12 protein-coding genes and 1 pseudogene are annotated in these 14,982 nt (G+C 59.5%); 7 read left to right on the top strand and 6 right to left on the bottom strand.

All coding sequences use genetic code 11. From position 1 onward, the window contains the following. Positions 1 to 59: 59 nt before the first annotated feature. A complete protein-coding gene (locus NKI47_RS29600) occupies positions 60 to 272 on the bottom strand; it encodes a cold-shock protein (RefSeq protein ID WP_023679670.1) in 213 nt (70 codons plus the stop codon). Positions 273 to 601: 329 nt separating this feature from the next. On the opposite strand from NKI47_RS29600, the gene NKI47_RS29595 reads away from it, so the two are divergent. The 3 genes from NKI47_RS29595 to NKI47_RS29585 all read left to right on the top strand — a co-directional run bounded on the left by NKI47_RS29595 (position 602) and on the right by NKI47_RS29585 (position 5,208). Then, positions 602 to 958, top strand: a complete 357-nt coding sequence (locus tag NKI47_RS29595; RefSeq protein ID WP_352594542.1) for a hypothetical protein — start codon at positions 602 to 604, stop codon at positions 956 to 958. Between the two features lie 861 nt (positions 959 to 1,819). Next, on the top strand, positions 1,820 to 3,241 hold the full coding sequence (locus tag NKI47_RS29590) for a M16 family metallopeptidase (protein ID WP_352594540.1): 1,422 nt from the start codon (positions 1,820 to 1,822) through the stop codon (positions 3,239 to 3,241). Between the two features lie 509 nt (positions 3,242 to 3,750). Next, positions 3,751 to 5,208, top strand: coding sequence for an NAD-dependent succinate-semialdehyde dehydrogenase (locus tag NKI47_RS29585; RefSeq protein ID WP_502898098.1), 1,458 nt, complete (start codon positions 3,751 to 3,753; stop codon positions 5,206 to 5,208). Positions 5,209 to 6,039: 831 nt separating this feature from the next. Here the strand turns inward: NKI47_RS29585 and NKI47_RS29580 are convergent. The 4 genes from NKI47_RS29580 to NKI47_RS29565 form a co-directional block, all read right to left on the bottom strand. Next, on the bottom strand, positions 6,040 to 8,043 hold the full coding sequence (locus tag NKI47_RS29580; RefSeq protein ID WP_352594538.1) for a class I tRNA ligase family protein: 2,004 nt from the start codon (positions 8,041 to 8,043) through the stop codon (positions 6,040 to 6,042). A 327-nt stretch (positions 8,044 to 8,370) separates the two neighbouring features. After that, positions 8,371 to 9,150 carry a phytanoyl-CoA dioxygenase family protein gene (locus NKI47_RS29575; protein WP_352594536.1) on the bottom strand — a complete coding sequence of 260 codons (780 nt, stop codon included), beginning with the start codon at positions 9,148 to 9,150 and terminating at the stop codon, positions 8,371 to 8,373. Positions 9,151 to 9,656: 506 nt separating this feature from the next. Beyond that, positions 9,657 to 10,961 (bottom strand): lysine N(6)-hydroxylase/L-ornithine N(5)-oxygenase family protein, encoded by a 1,305-nt coding sequence (locus tag NKI47_RS29570; RefSeq protein WP_352594534.1) that lies wholly within the window; start codon positions 10,959 to 10,961, stop codon positions 9,657 to 9,659. Between the two features lie 217 nt (positions 10,962 to 11,178). Then, positions 11,179 to 11,352 carry an iron-sulfur cluster assembly accessory protein gene (locus NKI47_RS29565; RefSeq protein WP_352594532.1) on the bottom strand — a complete coding sequence of 58 codons (174 nt, stop codon included), beginning with the start codon at positions 11,350 to 11,352 and terminating at the stop codon, positions 11,179 to 11,181. A gap of 1,055 nt (positions 11,353 to 12,407) precedes the next feature. Here NKI47_RS29565 and NKI47_RS29560 point away from each other — a divergent pair. The 3 genes and pseudogenes from NKI47_RS29560 to NKI47_RS29555 all read left to right on the top strand — a co-directional run bounded on the left by NKI47_RS29560 (position 12,408) and on the right by NKI47_RS29555 (position 13,924). Further along, complete coding sequence (locus NKI47_RS29560; protein ID WP_352594530.1) at positions 12,408 to 12,875, top strand: hypothetical protein; 468 nt, start codon at positions 12,408 to 12,410, stop codon at positions 12,873 to 12,875. Further along, a pseudogene (locus tag NKI47_RS35255) lies at positions 12,811 to 13,040 on the top strand (prolyl oligopeptidase family serine peptidase); the annotation flags it as partial. The gene NKI47_RS29560 and the pseudogene NKI47_RS35255, both read left to right, overlap by 65 nt. 188 nt (positions 13,041 to 13,228) lie before the next feature. Next, positions 13,229 to 13,924, top strand: a complete 696-nt coding sequence (locus NKI47_RS29555; RefSeq protein ID WP_502898095.1) for an OmpW/AlkL family protein — start codon at positions 13,229 to 13,231, stop codon at positions 13,922 to 13,924. Between the two features lie 429 nt (positions 13,925 to 14,353). Here NKI47_RS29555 and NKI47_RS29550 read toward each other — a convergent pair whose 3' ends face one another. Beyond that, entirely contained in the window at positions 14,354 to 14,572 is a 219-nt protein-coding gene (locus NKI47_RS29550) for a helix-turn-helix transcriptional regulator (protein ID WP_023755980.1), read from the bottom strand. A 122-nt stretch (positions 14,573 to 14,694) separates the two neighbouring features. Between NKI47_RS29550 and NKI47_RS29545 the strand changes: the two genes are divergently transcribed. Then, a complete protein-coding gene (locus tag NKI47_RS29545) occupies positions 14,695 to 14,961 on the top strand; it encodes a DNA -binding domain-containing protein (RefSeq protein ID WP_352594528.1) in 267 nt (88 codons plus the stop codon). The last annotated feature ends 21 nt before the right edge of the window (positions 14,962 to 14,982 follow it).

Below are 14,982 nucleotides of genomic sequence, written 5' to 3'. Positions count from 1 at the left end.
GCGGCCGTGAGGACCTCCGGACCTACGCGCCCACTCTTGCCAAGACGCAGGAGAAAATTTCAACCAGCTTTGCTGAGGCTGCCGGCGGAGGATTTGCCGGTGCGGCGATCCTGCTCGATCTCATAGTTGATCTTCTGGCCGTCAGCGAGGGTCGAGAGGCCCGCGCGCTCGACAGCGGAAATGTGGACGAAAACATCCGGACCGCCATTGTCGGGCTGGATAAATCCAAACCCCTTGGTGCTGTTGAACCACTTTACCGTTCCAGTAGGCATATACGTGTTCCTCCTTAACAATTGCAACGTGGGCAGGCCATTAGGCCTGCCCGACTCATAGCCGAGACTTGGGCGCAGCAAAAAGCGAAAAATTGTTAAGCCCCGATCAGCTGGCGCACTCCATTTTGGCCGTAGTCGCCAGCAAGCACTGTCCTACACTACCGCTCGAGCATGGCCGGAAGCGCCCGATCCTTCCAACGCTCCTCAGCGCCACGTCTATGGCTGGTGCTTGGAGGCATGGGACGTAAGGCCACCAGGTCAAAGGCCAGGTAGTTCACGGAGCTACCTTCGTGCATAACGGCTTGGCAAGCACTTGAAGGAGTTTCGAATTGGATTGTTTCAAGAGGGTCGAGGAGTTAATCGATGCCACCAGCGTGGAAGCGATCGATAACGCGCGCGTTTTGCTGGACCAGTTCAAGGGCAAGTCAGAAACAATCGCCCAAGCGATCGACGACTTCCTACTTGATTTCATGACCTTGCTGTTTCTGGTAGAAGCTAACCGCGAGCGGATTCCACAATCCGGCGAGGCGGTTGGCGCGGATCAGATTGAGCAGGATCAGGCTGTTACTCACCCGATGCTCTTGACCTTAGGGACCACGCCGCCAGGGATGCGTTTGCAGCCGCAAAGAAGGCAAAATCTGTTCGCCGTTAAACCGAGCACAGCCAGGCGGTATTTACGCAGATGAATTCGATCGCGACCGCCAAATTCTTCTGTTTGGTACCCAGCGACGACGGCAAGCGCGGACAGCTTCCGTGCTGCTGTCCTCCAGCGACAAACGTGCCTGCATGCCCCCTATCCACGGCGAGCTCGACGGTTGTTTCTCACGTTTGACCAAGGTCCCGCGCAAACACTCCCCTTTCCCGCAGCAACTCATCAGGCTCAACGGCCTCGCGGCAGGCGCATTACGCCAGAAGCGCGCAACCGCATCGTTTTTTCCCGCCCGACTCTTACGATCTTCGTTTTCCGACGCCTCGCGGATATCGCCCAACTCGCCGATTTTTGGATCAGATCCGTCCTAGCGCGCGAGCAGGCTTCGCGCTCGAGTTGGCTGGGCTGCTCACGCCTCTGCCCTTCAGCATCGACCCGGTCTGGCTGTCGAGGACAGGGTTCCGCTGGGGCGACCAACATCTCCATTCTCACCGTCAGTGCAGCGGCCATTCGAAGCGCATCCTATACCCCTCCCCGGCAGCGCGCCTAATCGTCTTCTGAACGAAGAAGATATTCTCAGCCGCGCGCGCGTCGCGTTCGGCCCTGTCTGATGTCCGACAATGTCGGATGCGCAACATGGCAGAGCCCGATTTGTCCACTGCCTCGAACGGTTTTCTGATCTGGCACGGTGCATGCTTGGTCATCCGCAAGGCGTCGCGGACCAAGGAGAATCCGTCCCATGATCACCTCACCAAGAAATACCGCCGCAAGTCTCCTGGGTCCATCCAAAGATGAGGCTCGAGTAAGGCCTGGCCCCATGAAGAGCTTATTCATCTGGCTCGGCGCTGCCCGCCGATCCTCCCACGCGGGGAGACGGGGACGCAGCGCCTTCATCAAAATGAGGAACAAATCACGTTGCCTTGAACCTTGCCTTTCGACCAGCCACCACAACCGGAGCCATCGATCGTCCGCCTGGCTGCGCAACGCGTTCATTGCCACCGCGCTGGCCCTGGTGACGACCGCTCCGGCTCTGGCCGCCACCGACGGCGGCAAGGTGACGGATTTCCTGCTCGACAACGGCATGGAAGTGGTCGTCATCCCCGATCACCGCGCGCCGATCGTCACTCATATGGTCTGGTACAAGATCGGCAGCGCCGACGAGCCACCCGGCAAATCCGGCCTTGCCCATTTCCTCAAGCATCTGATGTTCAAGGCGACGATCAACCACGCCGCCGGCGAGTTCGACCGAGCCGTCTCAGCCATTGGCGGCTACAATAACGCCTTCACCGCCTATGACTACACCACCTTCCTCGAGACGGTGGCGCCCTCGGCGTTGGGTGAGATGATGGGCTTCGAGGCCGATCGCATGTTTAACCTCATCCTCAACGACGATGATATCAAGACCGAGCGCGACGTGATCCTGGAGGAGCGCCGTTGGCACAGAGAGACGAACCCGCAGGCTCTGCTGGACGAGGAGGTCAACGCGACGTTGCGGCAGAACCAGCCCTACCGCATTCCGGTCATCGGCTGGATGCAAGAGATGGAGAAGCTGAACGGCACCGACGCATTCACCATCTACAACAAATACTACCGACCGAACAACGCCGTGCTGGTGGTGGCCGGCGACGTAGAGCCTGAGACGGTGAAGGCGCTGGCCGAGAAGACCTATGGCAAGGTTGTGCGCGGGCCGGACCTGCCCCCGCGCAACCGTTCGGTCGAGCCGGAGCAGAACACCAGGCGCACAGTGACGCTGACCGATGCGCGCGTTTCGGTGCCGAGCTTTTCCACTCAATGGGTGGTGCCGTCCTATCATACGGCAGAGCCCGGCGAGGCCGAGGCGCTCGACCTGATGGCCGAGATCCTCGGCGGCGGTACCCGCAGCCGGCTATATCAGGAGCTTGTCGTCAAGCAAGGCATAGCCTCGGCGGCCGGCGCCTCCTTTCAGGGCACCATGCTAGACGACACCAATTTCACCATCTCCGGCTCGCCGCGCGGCGATGCAAAGCTCGTCGATCTCGAAGCGGCGGCCGTTGCCGAAGTCGCCCGGATCGCCAAGGATGGCGTCACCAGCGACGAGCTGGACAAGGCCAAAGACCGCTATATCCGCTCGGTGATTTTTGCGCACGACGAGCTGGACCATATCGCCAACATTTATGGCAAGACACTCACCACCGGTGGCAATGTGAAGGACGTGCTCGAGAGGCCGGACCGCGTCCGCAAGGTCACCACCGACGAGGTCAAGGCGGTCGCCGCGCGTTATCTGGTGCTCGACCATTCGACCACAGGCTATCTTTTGCCGCAGCAACAGGCGGGGAATTGATCATGAGCTCCATCCCCATGCAAATGCGCCGGCCGGTCTTCCCTCGGCGCGCCTTCGCCACCCTGTTCCTCTCCATCCTCTTTCTTATCTTGCGGGCGCTCGCCCGGTAAACGGGATCTGTTTAAAAGCCGCGAGGATCGGTTTCGCGGGCCTTGCCAGGCATTTGCCGGTTCAGGCGTCATTATTGGGGTGCGCTCCTCCTCAGGCCAGCCTATCTTCGAGTCGATAGAGTCGCCGATTCGTGGTCCGCAGATTGTAGGCGCAGGCCACCAGCATCCACTCGGCGCGGCTGGCGAAGCCGAAGTCCGTTGTTCAATCGTTCGACTAGTAGAACCGCGAGGCATCTTCTAGCGTATTCAGGTATTCTCCCTTTCCAGTTGGGTATCGTGGTCTACCAGCGGTCTGGCCGAGGCCCTATAAGGAACCCGGACGTCGCGGAGTACACACCGCACCTGCTATATATACCTGCTGCGTTGAGGAGGAATCCGGTATTGCCCCTGTGCCTGCCGATGATCGGTCACCTGAGATCCCCTGACCTGTTTGGACCCATTGATCGCCTGCCGGCACTTGGCACGCGGACTAGCGAGCGGATATTCGAGGTCCTCAACCCGTCGACTGGCGAAGTGCTGGCAGAACTACCCGACATGGGTGTCGAGGAGACATGCGCTGCGATCGACAAAGCCTATGTCGCTCAGCCTGGATGGGCAGGGTTGACCGCACGTGAGCGCAGCGACGTTCTATGGCGATGGCATCAGTTGATCATCGACCACGCCGACGATCTCGCCGCGATTCTCACCGCGGAGATGGGCAAGCCGCTTGCAGAAGCCAAGTCGGAGATATCGCATGCTGCGGCGTATCTGCAATGGTACGCCGAGGAGGCCAATCGCGTCTATGGCGAGACGATCTCCGCACCATCGATGGACCGCCGAATGCTGGTAATCAAGCAGCCCATCGGAGTTGTTGGCACGATAACGCCATGGAATTTCCCGGCCTCGATGGTGGCGCGCAAAATCTCGCCAGCCTTGGCGGCGGGCTGCACGATCGTCCTGAAGCCCGCTGAACAGACGCCGCTCGTGGCGGGAGCAATGTTCGCCCTCGCCCATCAGGCTGGCTTTCCCGAAGGCGTCGTCAACCTGATCTATGCGTCCGAAGGTGACGCGGTCGGCCGCGAACTTTGTACCAATCCCAAGGTCCGCAAGATCAGCTTCACCGGGTCGACTGAGATCGGGCGCCTTCTCATGCGCCAGTGCTCGGACCAGATCAAAAAAGTCAGCCTTGAGCTCGGCGGCAATGCACCTTTCATCGTCTTCGATGATGCAGATATCGATGCCGCGGTTGACGGTGCGATCCAGGCGAAGTTCCGCAATGCCGGCCAGACCTGCGTTTCGGCGAACCGCCTTTACGTCCAGTCGGGCGTTCACGACGAGTTCGTCGAGAAATTCGTGCAACGGGCTCGCCAACTTCAAGTTGGTGACGGTTTCGCTCCCGGAGTGGACATCGGACCGCTGATCGACAAGCACGCTTTGGCCAAGATCGAATCCCATATTGCCGATGCCGTCGCCAAAGGCGGCGCAATTCGATGCGGGGGCAAACGCATCGGCACGAATGGCACGTTTTTCCAACCGACAGTCCTGACCGGTGTCTCCAGCGAGATGACCGTCGCGCAAGAAGAGACATTCGGGCCGTTGGCACCGATTATTCGCTTCAAAGATGCGGATCAGGTCGTGCGTGAGGCCAACGACACGATCTACGGCCTCGCGGCCTACTTTTATGCCTCCAACCTGAAGCGTGTCTGGCGTGTGGCCGAGGCCTTGGAATATGGAATGGTCGGGGTAAATACCGGCCGGATGTCTTCAGAAGCGGCGCCGTTCGGTGGGATAAAACAGTCCGGCATCGGGCGGGAGGGATCCCGCCATGGCCTCGAGGACTACCTAGAAATGAAGTATCTCTGCATGGGCGGAATCTGATTTTTCGGCTTGCAGGGTTCACAGACCGGGTAACCTAGCGAGCGATTTCCAAATATGTGAATTGTAGGATCACTCCTCGATTGGGAACTGAGGGGCGGCTCCGTACGCGAGCAAACACGCAATCCTGAAGGAGCACCCTGGCTGGACTTATCTCTCGACGAGACAAGCGTGTGCATTGTCGGCGAAGACGGCGTGCATGTGACGGAGGATACGCTTGCGAGGGATTTGGCGGCCCTCGCCGACTATCTTCAGGCGACGGGCTGTCATTGCGCGGGTCTGGTTGGAAGCTTGTGCACCATCGCGATCGCGAACGCTGGTTGTGCGCAATATCCGGTTTGTGGGGCAGAATTTTGAACCTGCTACCTTCCGATTGTCAGTAGCTCAGTTGTTCTTCGGCCGACTGCCGCGCCAGTACAGGCTCGGACAGAATCGAAGATACCATCAGGCAGGCATTCGCATTCGACATTTCCGGTGATCGGCGCACGATCCAGGGCGCGCCAGGTTGACCAAGCGCCTCGAACCGCATGACAGGCTTGACCGGCTGGAGGACGGAAATCCCGCGATGCCGAAGAGGTTGGTCAGCGCAGTCGAGCCCACACGGCATTTGCGGCACGAAACAGCAAGGGCTGGGAAGCGATCGGCCGAGCGGTCCTCGAAGGCGCGGGCCAGGGTGTCGACGATGCGTTGGTTCAGGTCCGCCAATCTGGTCTCTACCGTCTGATAGCGGGTTCGGTCGCCAGTGACAGCGAGTAAAGATATTTGGCATCATCGGCTTTGATTGCCGCGCAGATCTTGTCGAGATTGGGATAGCTCACTGGTGCACCTTTGGGCTCATAGTGCTTCCTCCTCATCGAGATGAGGATTGCCGGATTTGGCGTAGAACACCAACACGGGTCCGAGATCAAAGCGCGTCCCGGGCGCAAGGCGCTGGACGGACCGGGGCCATGTTTCGGTTGAGACGCCATCGATGCCTCGCGCCAGCGTTCTGGCGAATCGGGGCATCAGCGGAGCGAGTGTCGGTGCCAGGATCGCAGCGGCCGTCGTCTGAAGGGCTAGCGAAGTCCGATTGCGGGCGGGATAGAAACGTCGCGCCGCTGCATAGTCTTGCGCCCGACGGTAGATCACGCAATCGCGCACGAAATCGCAGACCTGAGCGGCCGCGCGCCGGACCGAGAAGCCTTCGTCCGAATAGGCGCGCACCATCGCCGCGCGATAGATCTCTATCCGAGCAAAGAAGGCGCGGTCGACCGGGCTCCAGTCGCCTGCATCGGGTACACGGCCGGCAAAATCCCGCTTGATTTCCTGGTTCAACGCATCAAGCCAGTTCAGCCAAATCCCTTGGAACACCTCGTTCTCGGTGCGGCGCAGCGCGTCCAGCGTGAAATCCGTCCGCTCACCTTCCGGGCGTGTCAGGCCCAAATGGAGGCGCACGACGTCGACTGTCTTTGGGCTCAGAACCTCCTTGCCCCAGACCGCATGGCGGCAGCTGGTTGAGAACTTCTTGCCGTCGAGCAGGTAGAACTCGTTGACGTGATAGTGGATGCGTGGCGTCCAGTGGGAGAAGACCTCGGCGTAAAGAGCGGGGTAGAGTAGCGCGTGGTAGAACGAATTGTCGAAGCCGAAGAAATGGACAATCTGCCAGTCGTTGCCGGGCATCTCCGCCTTCCAGTCGCGACCCAGCAAGCGGCCGAGCGCCTGGATGTTGTAAAGAAAACCGAAGGCCATTTCCGGCCAGACCCAGATCACTTGCCCCGGGAACCCTTCGGCCGGCAGGCCCCAGTCCGAGGGGTGGGTAATGGGCACTGAAAAGTTGCCGCGTCGGCGTAGGCGCGCGAAGAGATCTAAGATCCGTAGCGGGACGCCCGACGCCCTTAGATGCCGGTCGATATTGTCGTAGCATCGGTCCAAGGCAAGTTCCGCGCGGCGGACGGAGCCGACCAGCGGCGCCTCGGCAGACTGCCGTGACCGGGCTGCACCCAAGTCGTGGCAAAGGTTTGGGGCGCCGCATTCCTCGCAGATGTTGCCAGCGGCGGAGCCGCCGCAATCGGGGCAGAGGCCGCTAACATCCGGCTCGTAAAGATAGTGGCCTGTCACAGCATCGAAAAGCGCAGGGCTCTGGCGCAGATCTACCGCCGTGCTGCTCAGAAGACTGCGGAAACACGCGGCTTGAAACTCGCAATAACCGTCATCGCCCGTCGTGAGTTGGAAGCTGTGGATCTCACAATCGAAAAGTGCAAGCGTGGCGCGAATCTCGTCGGCGTAGTAGTGCGCCACGTTTGCAGGCGTCGATTGATCGGCATCGGCGCGTGTCGTGACGTAGCTCTGGTTGTCATCGCTTCCAGTGAGGTGATATGCTTCGACTCCTTTCATGCGCAGGAAACGAGTATAGACGTCGGCGCCGAAATAGGGGCCAGAAAGATGTCCCAGATGCAGATCGCCATTTGGCGTTGGCGGCGTGGAGAAGACGAAGATCGGCCCGCGTGGAGCCGTGGTCTTTGCAGCGGCATCAAGGGCGGCCTCGCCGTCTCGCCAGTAGACATCGACGAAATTTAGGTCTTCGTCCCCATCGTTGCGCAGCACATGCGCTTCAAAAGGGTGGAACAGAACGACATCGCCCGCCTCGACCGAGATTTCCCTAAGGTCGGTCCTGACCTTGCCCGCGCCAGACAGGACCACGAAGGCCTCGATTTCGTCGTGCCGATGGGGCTCGGATGTGACGCCGGGTCCAACCTTTCCGAATGAAAACCCCGTGCGAGCGCTGCCCGTTCCAAGCGTGGCCGTGTCGATACCGAACGCCCGCGACAGCTCCGTTCGAGAAAACGTGTATTTGCGCATGACAATGAACCTAAGCTGTTCAAGCAGTGGGACCTTCGGCTGCCAACGCAACAGCCTCTTGTGCAAGTTGCGCAGCGAAGCGGCAGCCCAACTCGTTGGCGGCCCCGGCCAGAATAATGCGGCTCTGGGCCGCCAGGCGGGCGAGCACTAGTCGGGCTGTAGGCGCACAGAAGACCGCCTGCGACCACCTCCACAATCCACGTGCCAAAGCGTCGTAACGGGCTGCGGTCGATGCTCCGCGAGCCCGCAAATCAGACCGCCATACCGTCCGCGCATTTTTGAGCGGTCGATCAGTTCGTGTGCATGCCTCCGCCTGGCTGCGTGAGCTCAATCGCGGTAGAAGATGCCATTTGGGGGCTTGAGATTGTCGAGATCGGCCACTTTGCCCTCGGGCGGGTTAAGGGCGCGCTTAAGCACGTTATATTCAGCGCGGGTCGGTCCACCGGTTGAAGCACGCTGGAACACCAAGTAGAGTGTCCGCCGAGAACGATTGCTCTTGTTCGGTCGTGAGTAGTGCGGTGCGTAATCGTCGAAGATGAAGATGTCGCCAGCCTTCCATACTACGGGTTCCCAGGAGAACATTTCGGCGACTTGAGGATCGATCACCCCACCGGCATCCATGGGAAACACCCCCTTCTTGTGGTTGCCGGGGCTGAAGAAAAGCCCGCCGTTTTCCGGGTCGGAGTCGTCGATGCCTATGGCAACCACCGCATGGACCATCCGGTCGGGGAGTTTGTGTGGAATGTGATAAATGTCCTGATGCGGGAGATAGCCGCCGCTGTCTGGGTAGTGGAAAATAAGCAACTCCTTGAGCCTGCGCGAATCTTCGCCGAGCAAATCATCGACCGCTGACTGTATGCGCTGATCTTCTAAGAGCAAACGACGCAATGGATCATGGAAGTCGAGAAAATTCTCGATCTTGGAGATGATCTTTCGATTATCCGTAGTCTTCTCGAACCACATGAGCCATTTATCATCGCTGACATCCCAGCGTGATATATCTTCGACAAAAGTAGAGATATCTTCCTGAGCCGCTGGAGCAAAGAACCTTTCGAGCCTGACGTATCCGTCTTTCTGCCACTTGTCTCTTTGTGCATCAGTCAACATGCGAAAAGCCTCCTGTTGGAAAAGACTGGTTGGTCGGACATCCCAATTAGGGCAGTCTGGCGCTGGACAAGTTGCGGGTCCACGGAGACGGACTCACGCATGTGGGACGGCGATGCTAAGTGCGTTCCGCTCCGACGGATTTTGTCCGCAGAAGCTCGGCGCGAGACTGCCTATGTCAGGCTCAGCCGGGTCCAGGGGTTCCGTAAACTGGGCCGGATCAATCGGTTCACCCGGTCCAGCCACGACACGCATCGCTAAAGGCCGGCACCATCCGCTGACCGCCGACCCAGCGATGGCCGCCAAGACCACGGCGCTCTTTCCAGTGAGCGCCCTGGTACGGTCTTGACAACCGTAGGGCAAATGCACGCCCCCAGAATAATGCGATGCGCCGCTTGGTCCAAGGGCTTGTTCGGTCACGGTGATATCGGAGAAGCCTCCGGCCCTCGCCGCAGCGGAGGCGGACATCATTCCTAGGATGCCACCGCCGATGATCAAAAGTGTACGAGTCATATCCCGCTGCCCATTTCTTCGGCTGCGGGGTCGGGCCAGCTCTCGATCGAGGTATGGCTGATGAAGCCAGGATGCTCGGGGTTCGCGCATGGCGCGCGCCCAAGAAGGCTATCGAGGATGCGGCGCGCGCGCCAGGCCAGCAGGCTTAGGTTCGGATCGGCCAGGCCGCGCTGCCCGAGGCTCGCGTTTTGTACGAAGATGCGTCTGCCACGCGGTCCGTCCCAGCTCACCGAAAAATCCTCGCGAATAGCTAATTCATTGTCGATCTGCTCCAGCCGGTGCGCGATGGGTTCCAAGAAGTCTGGCACCGCGTTCTCGTAACCGGTGGCCAGGATGACGATGTCAGCCGTGACTTCTTCGACCTCGTCCATGCCGTGCTGCAGGGTCAGCCTGTGACCCGCGCCGGCGTTGATGCAGTGCGAGACGGTGCAGCCCGGCCGCAGTGTGATGTCGCATCGGTTTGGTTCGAAAAATGCGTGGCGGTACAGCGCCTGATAGATTGCGCGCAACGTGCTTTCCGAAATGCCGTCCGAGGCAAGCACGAAACGCCGCAGGAGCAGCTTACGCTGCGACTCGCTCATCGCCGCGAAACGATCCGAAAAGCAGGGCATGAACAACTCGTTTGTGAACGGGCTGTTGTCGAGAGGCAGATAGTTTTCGCGCTGCGAGACCCAAGTGATCGAGGCAGGCCGCCGTTCTTTCGGCAGGCCGACAAGGTGCAGCATCACCTCGGCTCCCGACTGGCCTCCGCCAACCACGCAGACATGCTTTCTCCGCACGTCAGGATGGATGTGCAGTAAAACAGATGAGTGGAAAAGGTTGCGTCCAGTCCAGCCCTGAAACTGAGGCGGGATTCGCGCCTGCTTGCCAATGCTGACCACGACGTCTCTGGCGCCGAGAACCGCCTTATCCGTCCGCACCCGAAACTCGCCGTCAAAGCGGATTTCGCGCACCGTCTCGCCGCGACGCACAAGTGGGTTCCTGTGGAAGGCCCAGTTCAGGTATTGCTCGAACTCAACTCTGAGCACGGCTTCGAACTGTGCGTTCAGGAAGTGATACAGACGCCCGTTCTCGTGCAGGAAGTTTACGAAAGTGTAGGCTGATCGCGGATTCACCAGCGTGACCAGATCCTTGAAGTGGCTGACCTGGAGCTCCGAGGAATCGAACGCGACGCCCGGATGCCAGCGGAAGTCGATCTGCCGATCCAGGAACAGTGCCCCTTGCCCAACTTGCTCGTGTATCTGACACGCAAGGCTCAAATTAGACGGCCCAGCACCGACCCCAACGCAAGATAACTCCACTTGCTTTCCTCCTATAGAGTCTTCCCACCAGGTGGCTTGTTCTCGGCGAAATCGGCCATAGCCATTGGGCCCCTCGCGGACGTTTTCGGAGCCCCGGTCCCGACCGGTTTTGCGAGAATTTGTCCAGCGCGTTCGCGTTGTCGAATGTAGACCCGAGCATTCCAGCGCGGTGACAATCGAGGGGTCAGGCCGGCGACGTGGGGCAACGACGTATGTCCTATCCGCCCGTCTGGATGCCCGCGTCGCCGTCACGCGAGACGCAGCCATCGAGGTGTTTGAAGCCGGCGCAATCGTCCGCCTCAACCATGACGCGCCGGCCTTTCGGCGGCTTGATGGCAGGCGAGAGCGCGGTTTTCGCTGCGGCGACGGCATTTTCGGTGCGCATGATCATGGAGACGTCTCGCTGATGCGTTCGCAGAGTCCCATGCATGGGCCGTGCCAGAGAAGGAAAATCTTATTAAACAATGGGTTGTCGGATTTGCGATCCTGTCGGAAATCCGACATTGAGGGGGACGCCTACCGGCGGCGCCCGATTTGCACCTCGATGTCGCCTTTTTCCGAATAGCTAATCGGGCACTTTCTGCACCAGAATACTTCTCTTATGGAGACCAACACGACGTCTTCATGAACGGACAGTGCAGAACTTTGTGTCTCTGCCGGACAGATCGCGATATGCCTTGTTCATCGAGTCGGCAGTTGCAAGAGCTGCCAGATCCTTCGCCCTGTCGTGCCGTTGCGCTGGCTCGATCCCGACATCCTCCGAGGCCGCGATCATGAAGAGTGACGCAATCTCATGTCCGCCGCGAGGCCTCTCTCATGAGGAAGCAATTCTCTATGTTGGTGTCGGATCGATGCTCTTGATGAGATGGTTGCGGATGGGCGCATGCCCAGACCTGAGCGCATCAATGATTGCGCGATCTGGGACCTTCACAACTGGATTGTCGAATCTCTGTAAAGATAGCCGGAAGAGAATTGCGTTATGACCACTCTGCCGGTCCAAAAGCACGACGCCATTCGGTCCCTGCAACTCACTCCAGGCGGAGGATGAGGCCGCAAAGCAGTCTTTTGCGCGCCCACCGGTGGGCCAGGATGGAGCCATCGTAAACGCAGCTATTCGATGATCGCCGCCGCGGAGCTCCTCAGGCTGTGCCGCGCCCGACACCGGCGACGTCGTGGTCGTCGATCGCCCCGTCCCCGATGTCGGTCCGAAGCTCGGCCAGTTTCGCGGTGAGCTTCACTGCTTTCCGCAGTGCCCACCGAGCTCGCACACGAGGTTCTATCAGGCGCTCACGGCTGCACTCGTTGTCGGGTGTTCGACAAAGTTGGACATGAGACACACCGCAATCAGAGCCATGTGATTGTTGTGAAATGATTTTCTCGTTTGGCACGACACGTGCAAGGCTATCTGCAAACGCGCTGCGGCAACGACTGAGGAGAAACCATGTTATGATCAAGCTCGCCGAACATGCGGTCGCAGCCGCGAAAACTGGGCCTTTCCGAGCCGACAGGACGTTGCGGCTGTTGTCCAGTCGACATCATTCTTCACGTTATCCGGACATGACCGTATTCGATTTCCGCCCAACGCTGAACACCCCGGACGATGATCCCTATCCTTGGCTCGAAGATGTAGAAGGAGAACGGACACTTGCCTGGGCCGCCAGCCAGTCGGCCAGGCCCCTGGGGCACTTCGGTGGAACACAGTTCGATCGCGACCACGACGCCCTGACGCCGATTTTCGACCGTCCTGACGAGGTTCCCCTGATCACGCGCCGCGGTCAGTACCTCTACAATTTCTGGCAAGATGCCGGAAATCCGCGAGCACTGTGGCGCCGGGACCACCCTTGCCGCCTATCCGCCGATCCTGCTCGCCACCACGAAGCGGGACGACCGCGTCCACCCGGGCCACGCGCGTAAGATGGCCTTAAAGCTGCAGGCTCTTGACTATCCCGCTTACTTCTAGGGCTCGGCGCGGGCGGGCACGGCTACGGCAAGAACAATCGGGAGCGGGCCGCATTCATTGCCTTGGGCACCAATTTCCTTCGCAGTCCGATCTGCTGGCAAGCTGATGGCGTTCGATAGGTGGGCGGGGACCCAGACAAAGAGCAACATTTCAAACAGTGGGTACAGGTCGATGATTGCGAGCACGGCGCGAATAATGTGTGCGCGTTCCCACTCAAACTGCGCTGAGCGCTCCGCCAATCTCACGCAATTCGAGCAGATTTTTCGTAATTCAGTCCACATTTTCTGAAGAGCAAGGAGAGAATATCATGGCGAGAAACCAAATGCGCGCGGCGCGGGGAGTAACAGCGGCCGTTGTCCTCATCGTGATGGGACAGCAGGCCGTCGCGGCGGACCTTGCGCAAGCCGCGAGCGTCCCGCAGGCAGGAACCCCGGTCACGCAAGAGCCAAGTCCTTGGCAACTCCGCCTGCGTGGGTTGGGGGTCATCACCGAGGATTCGGGTTACGTCAATGCAGTATCAGGCTCCGGTCTTTCCTATTCGGACACCGTGATCCCGGAACTCGATATCTCCTATTTCTTCACGGACAACATCGCCGCCGAGCTCATACTCGGCACCACCTATGCGAACATCGAGGGCCAAGGAACGATCGGCGGGCTGGGCAATATCGGCAAGGTTTGGGTGCTGCCGCCTACGCTCACATTGCAGTATCATTTTACCGATCTCGGCGCTTTCAAGCCCTATGTCGGCGCCGGCGTGAACTACACGATATTCTATAACCAGGATGCGGGCAGCGCCGATGGTCTCAAGGTTAAGAACACGTTCGGCACCGCGCTGCAGATCGGGTTCGACTACATGGTGGATCAGCACTGGGGCGTCAACTTCGACGTGAAGAAGCTTTTCCTCAAGCCAGACTTCGACGTCACGGTCGACGGCGCGAAGCGGACGGGGAAGGCGGAGCTCGATCCCTGGTTGATAGGCGCAGGTGTCACCTACCGCTTCTAACAACGAAAGGTGAAGGCGGCTGCTGATAGCTGATCGGAAATGAAGGGCGCCTCGTGCGCCCTTTCCACGCTGCACGGGCGAGTCGACCCGGATCATTGGAGGGGTGGGGCCTTGTGACCCCCAGGCGGGGCTGGGCGGGAGGTGTCCGAATCGGAGGAACGTTCTGATCAACTTTATGCGATTACCATCCGACGCACAGCAGCCGATTGTCGGGGATACTTGAAGAAGCCGTTGTTAAGAGTGGGCGTCCCCGCCTACGCCCGACCAGGTACTTGCCAGTAGCAGCCGACAGGCTGCCCCGCGCCGGGGGCGCGCAGCCGAACGGGGCAAGATCGCTGAAGCCTGCCGAAGAAGACCGGGGGTTCACGAGCAGCCGGCGCGCGCTGGGAGGCGCGTGGGCCCGTAGCAATTACTTGGAATTCGGGTGGGTCAGGCCTGTTTGTCGGGCCGAACCAGATCCGTGTGGCTGACGTCGAGGGCCAATGCCAGTTCATAGATTGTAATGATCGTCGGATTTCTTCGTCCTTTCTCCAAGCCGCTGATGTACTGCTGGCTGAACCCGGAAATCTCGGCAAGCTGCTCCTGCGTCAGACGCTTCCTTAGCCTGATCCTCTGCACATTCCGTCCGACCAATCTGCGCATATCCATGCACGATAGCCAGCGGATTAGGCAGCTTGAGTTTATCAACTAAAATATGTAATCCACATTGAGTATCCCAATCCGCTGGCGGAGGGCTTCGCGGAGGCCGTTTTGCGGAGGTATAATCAGCGATGTTACAGCCCAAATCGATCACGCCGATTGCCAACGAAGTCCCATGGTCGGAGAGCCTTACGAGCTACGACAGGGAGCATTTCACGATCTATCTGCGTATCCTGGATGCCTGTGCCGACAATGCCAGCGAGGAGGAGATGGCCAATCGCATTCTCGGCATTGACCCGTCCATTGAACCGGTCCGCGCCAAAAAGGCTCTCCGCAGCCATATCGACCGTGCTAATTGGATGGTGACGACCGGCTACAAGGAACTGTTCGCCGGCTGACGCACAGCGCGGATCTCATGC

The organism is Mesorhizobium sp. M0633, assembly GCF_040320645.1.
Classification (GTDB): Bacteria; Pseudomonadota; Alphaproteobacteria; order Rhizobiales; family Rhizobiaceae; genus Mesorhizobium.
Note: the sequence above shows the minus strand (reverse complement) of the source record. Positions and strands in the feature narration are given on the sequence as shown.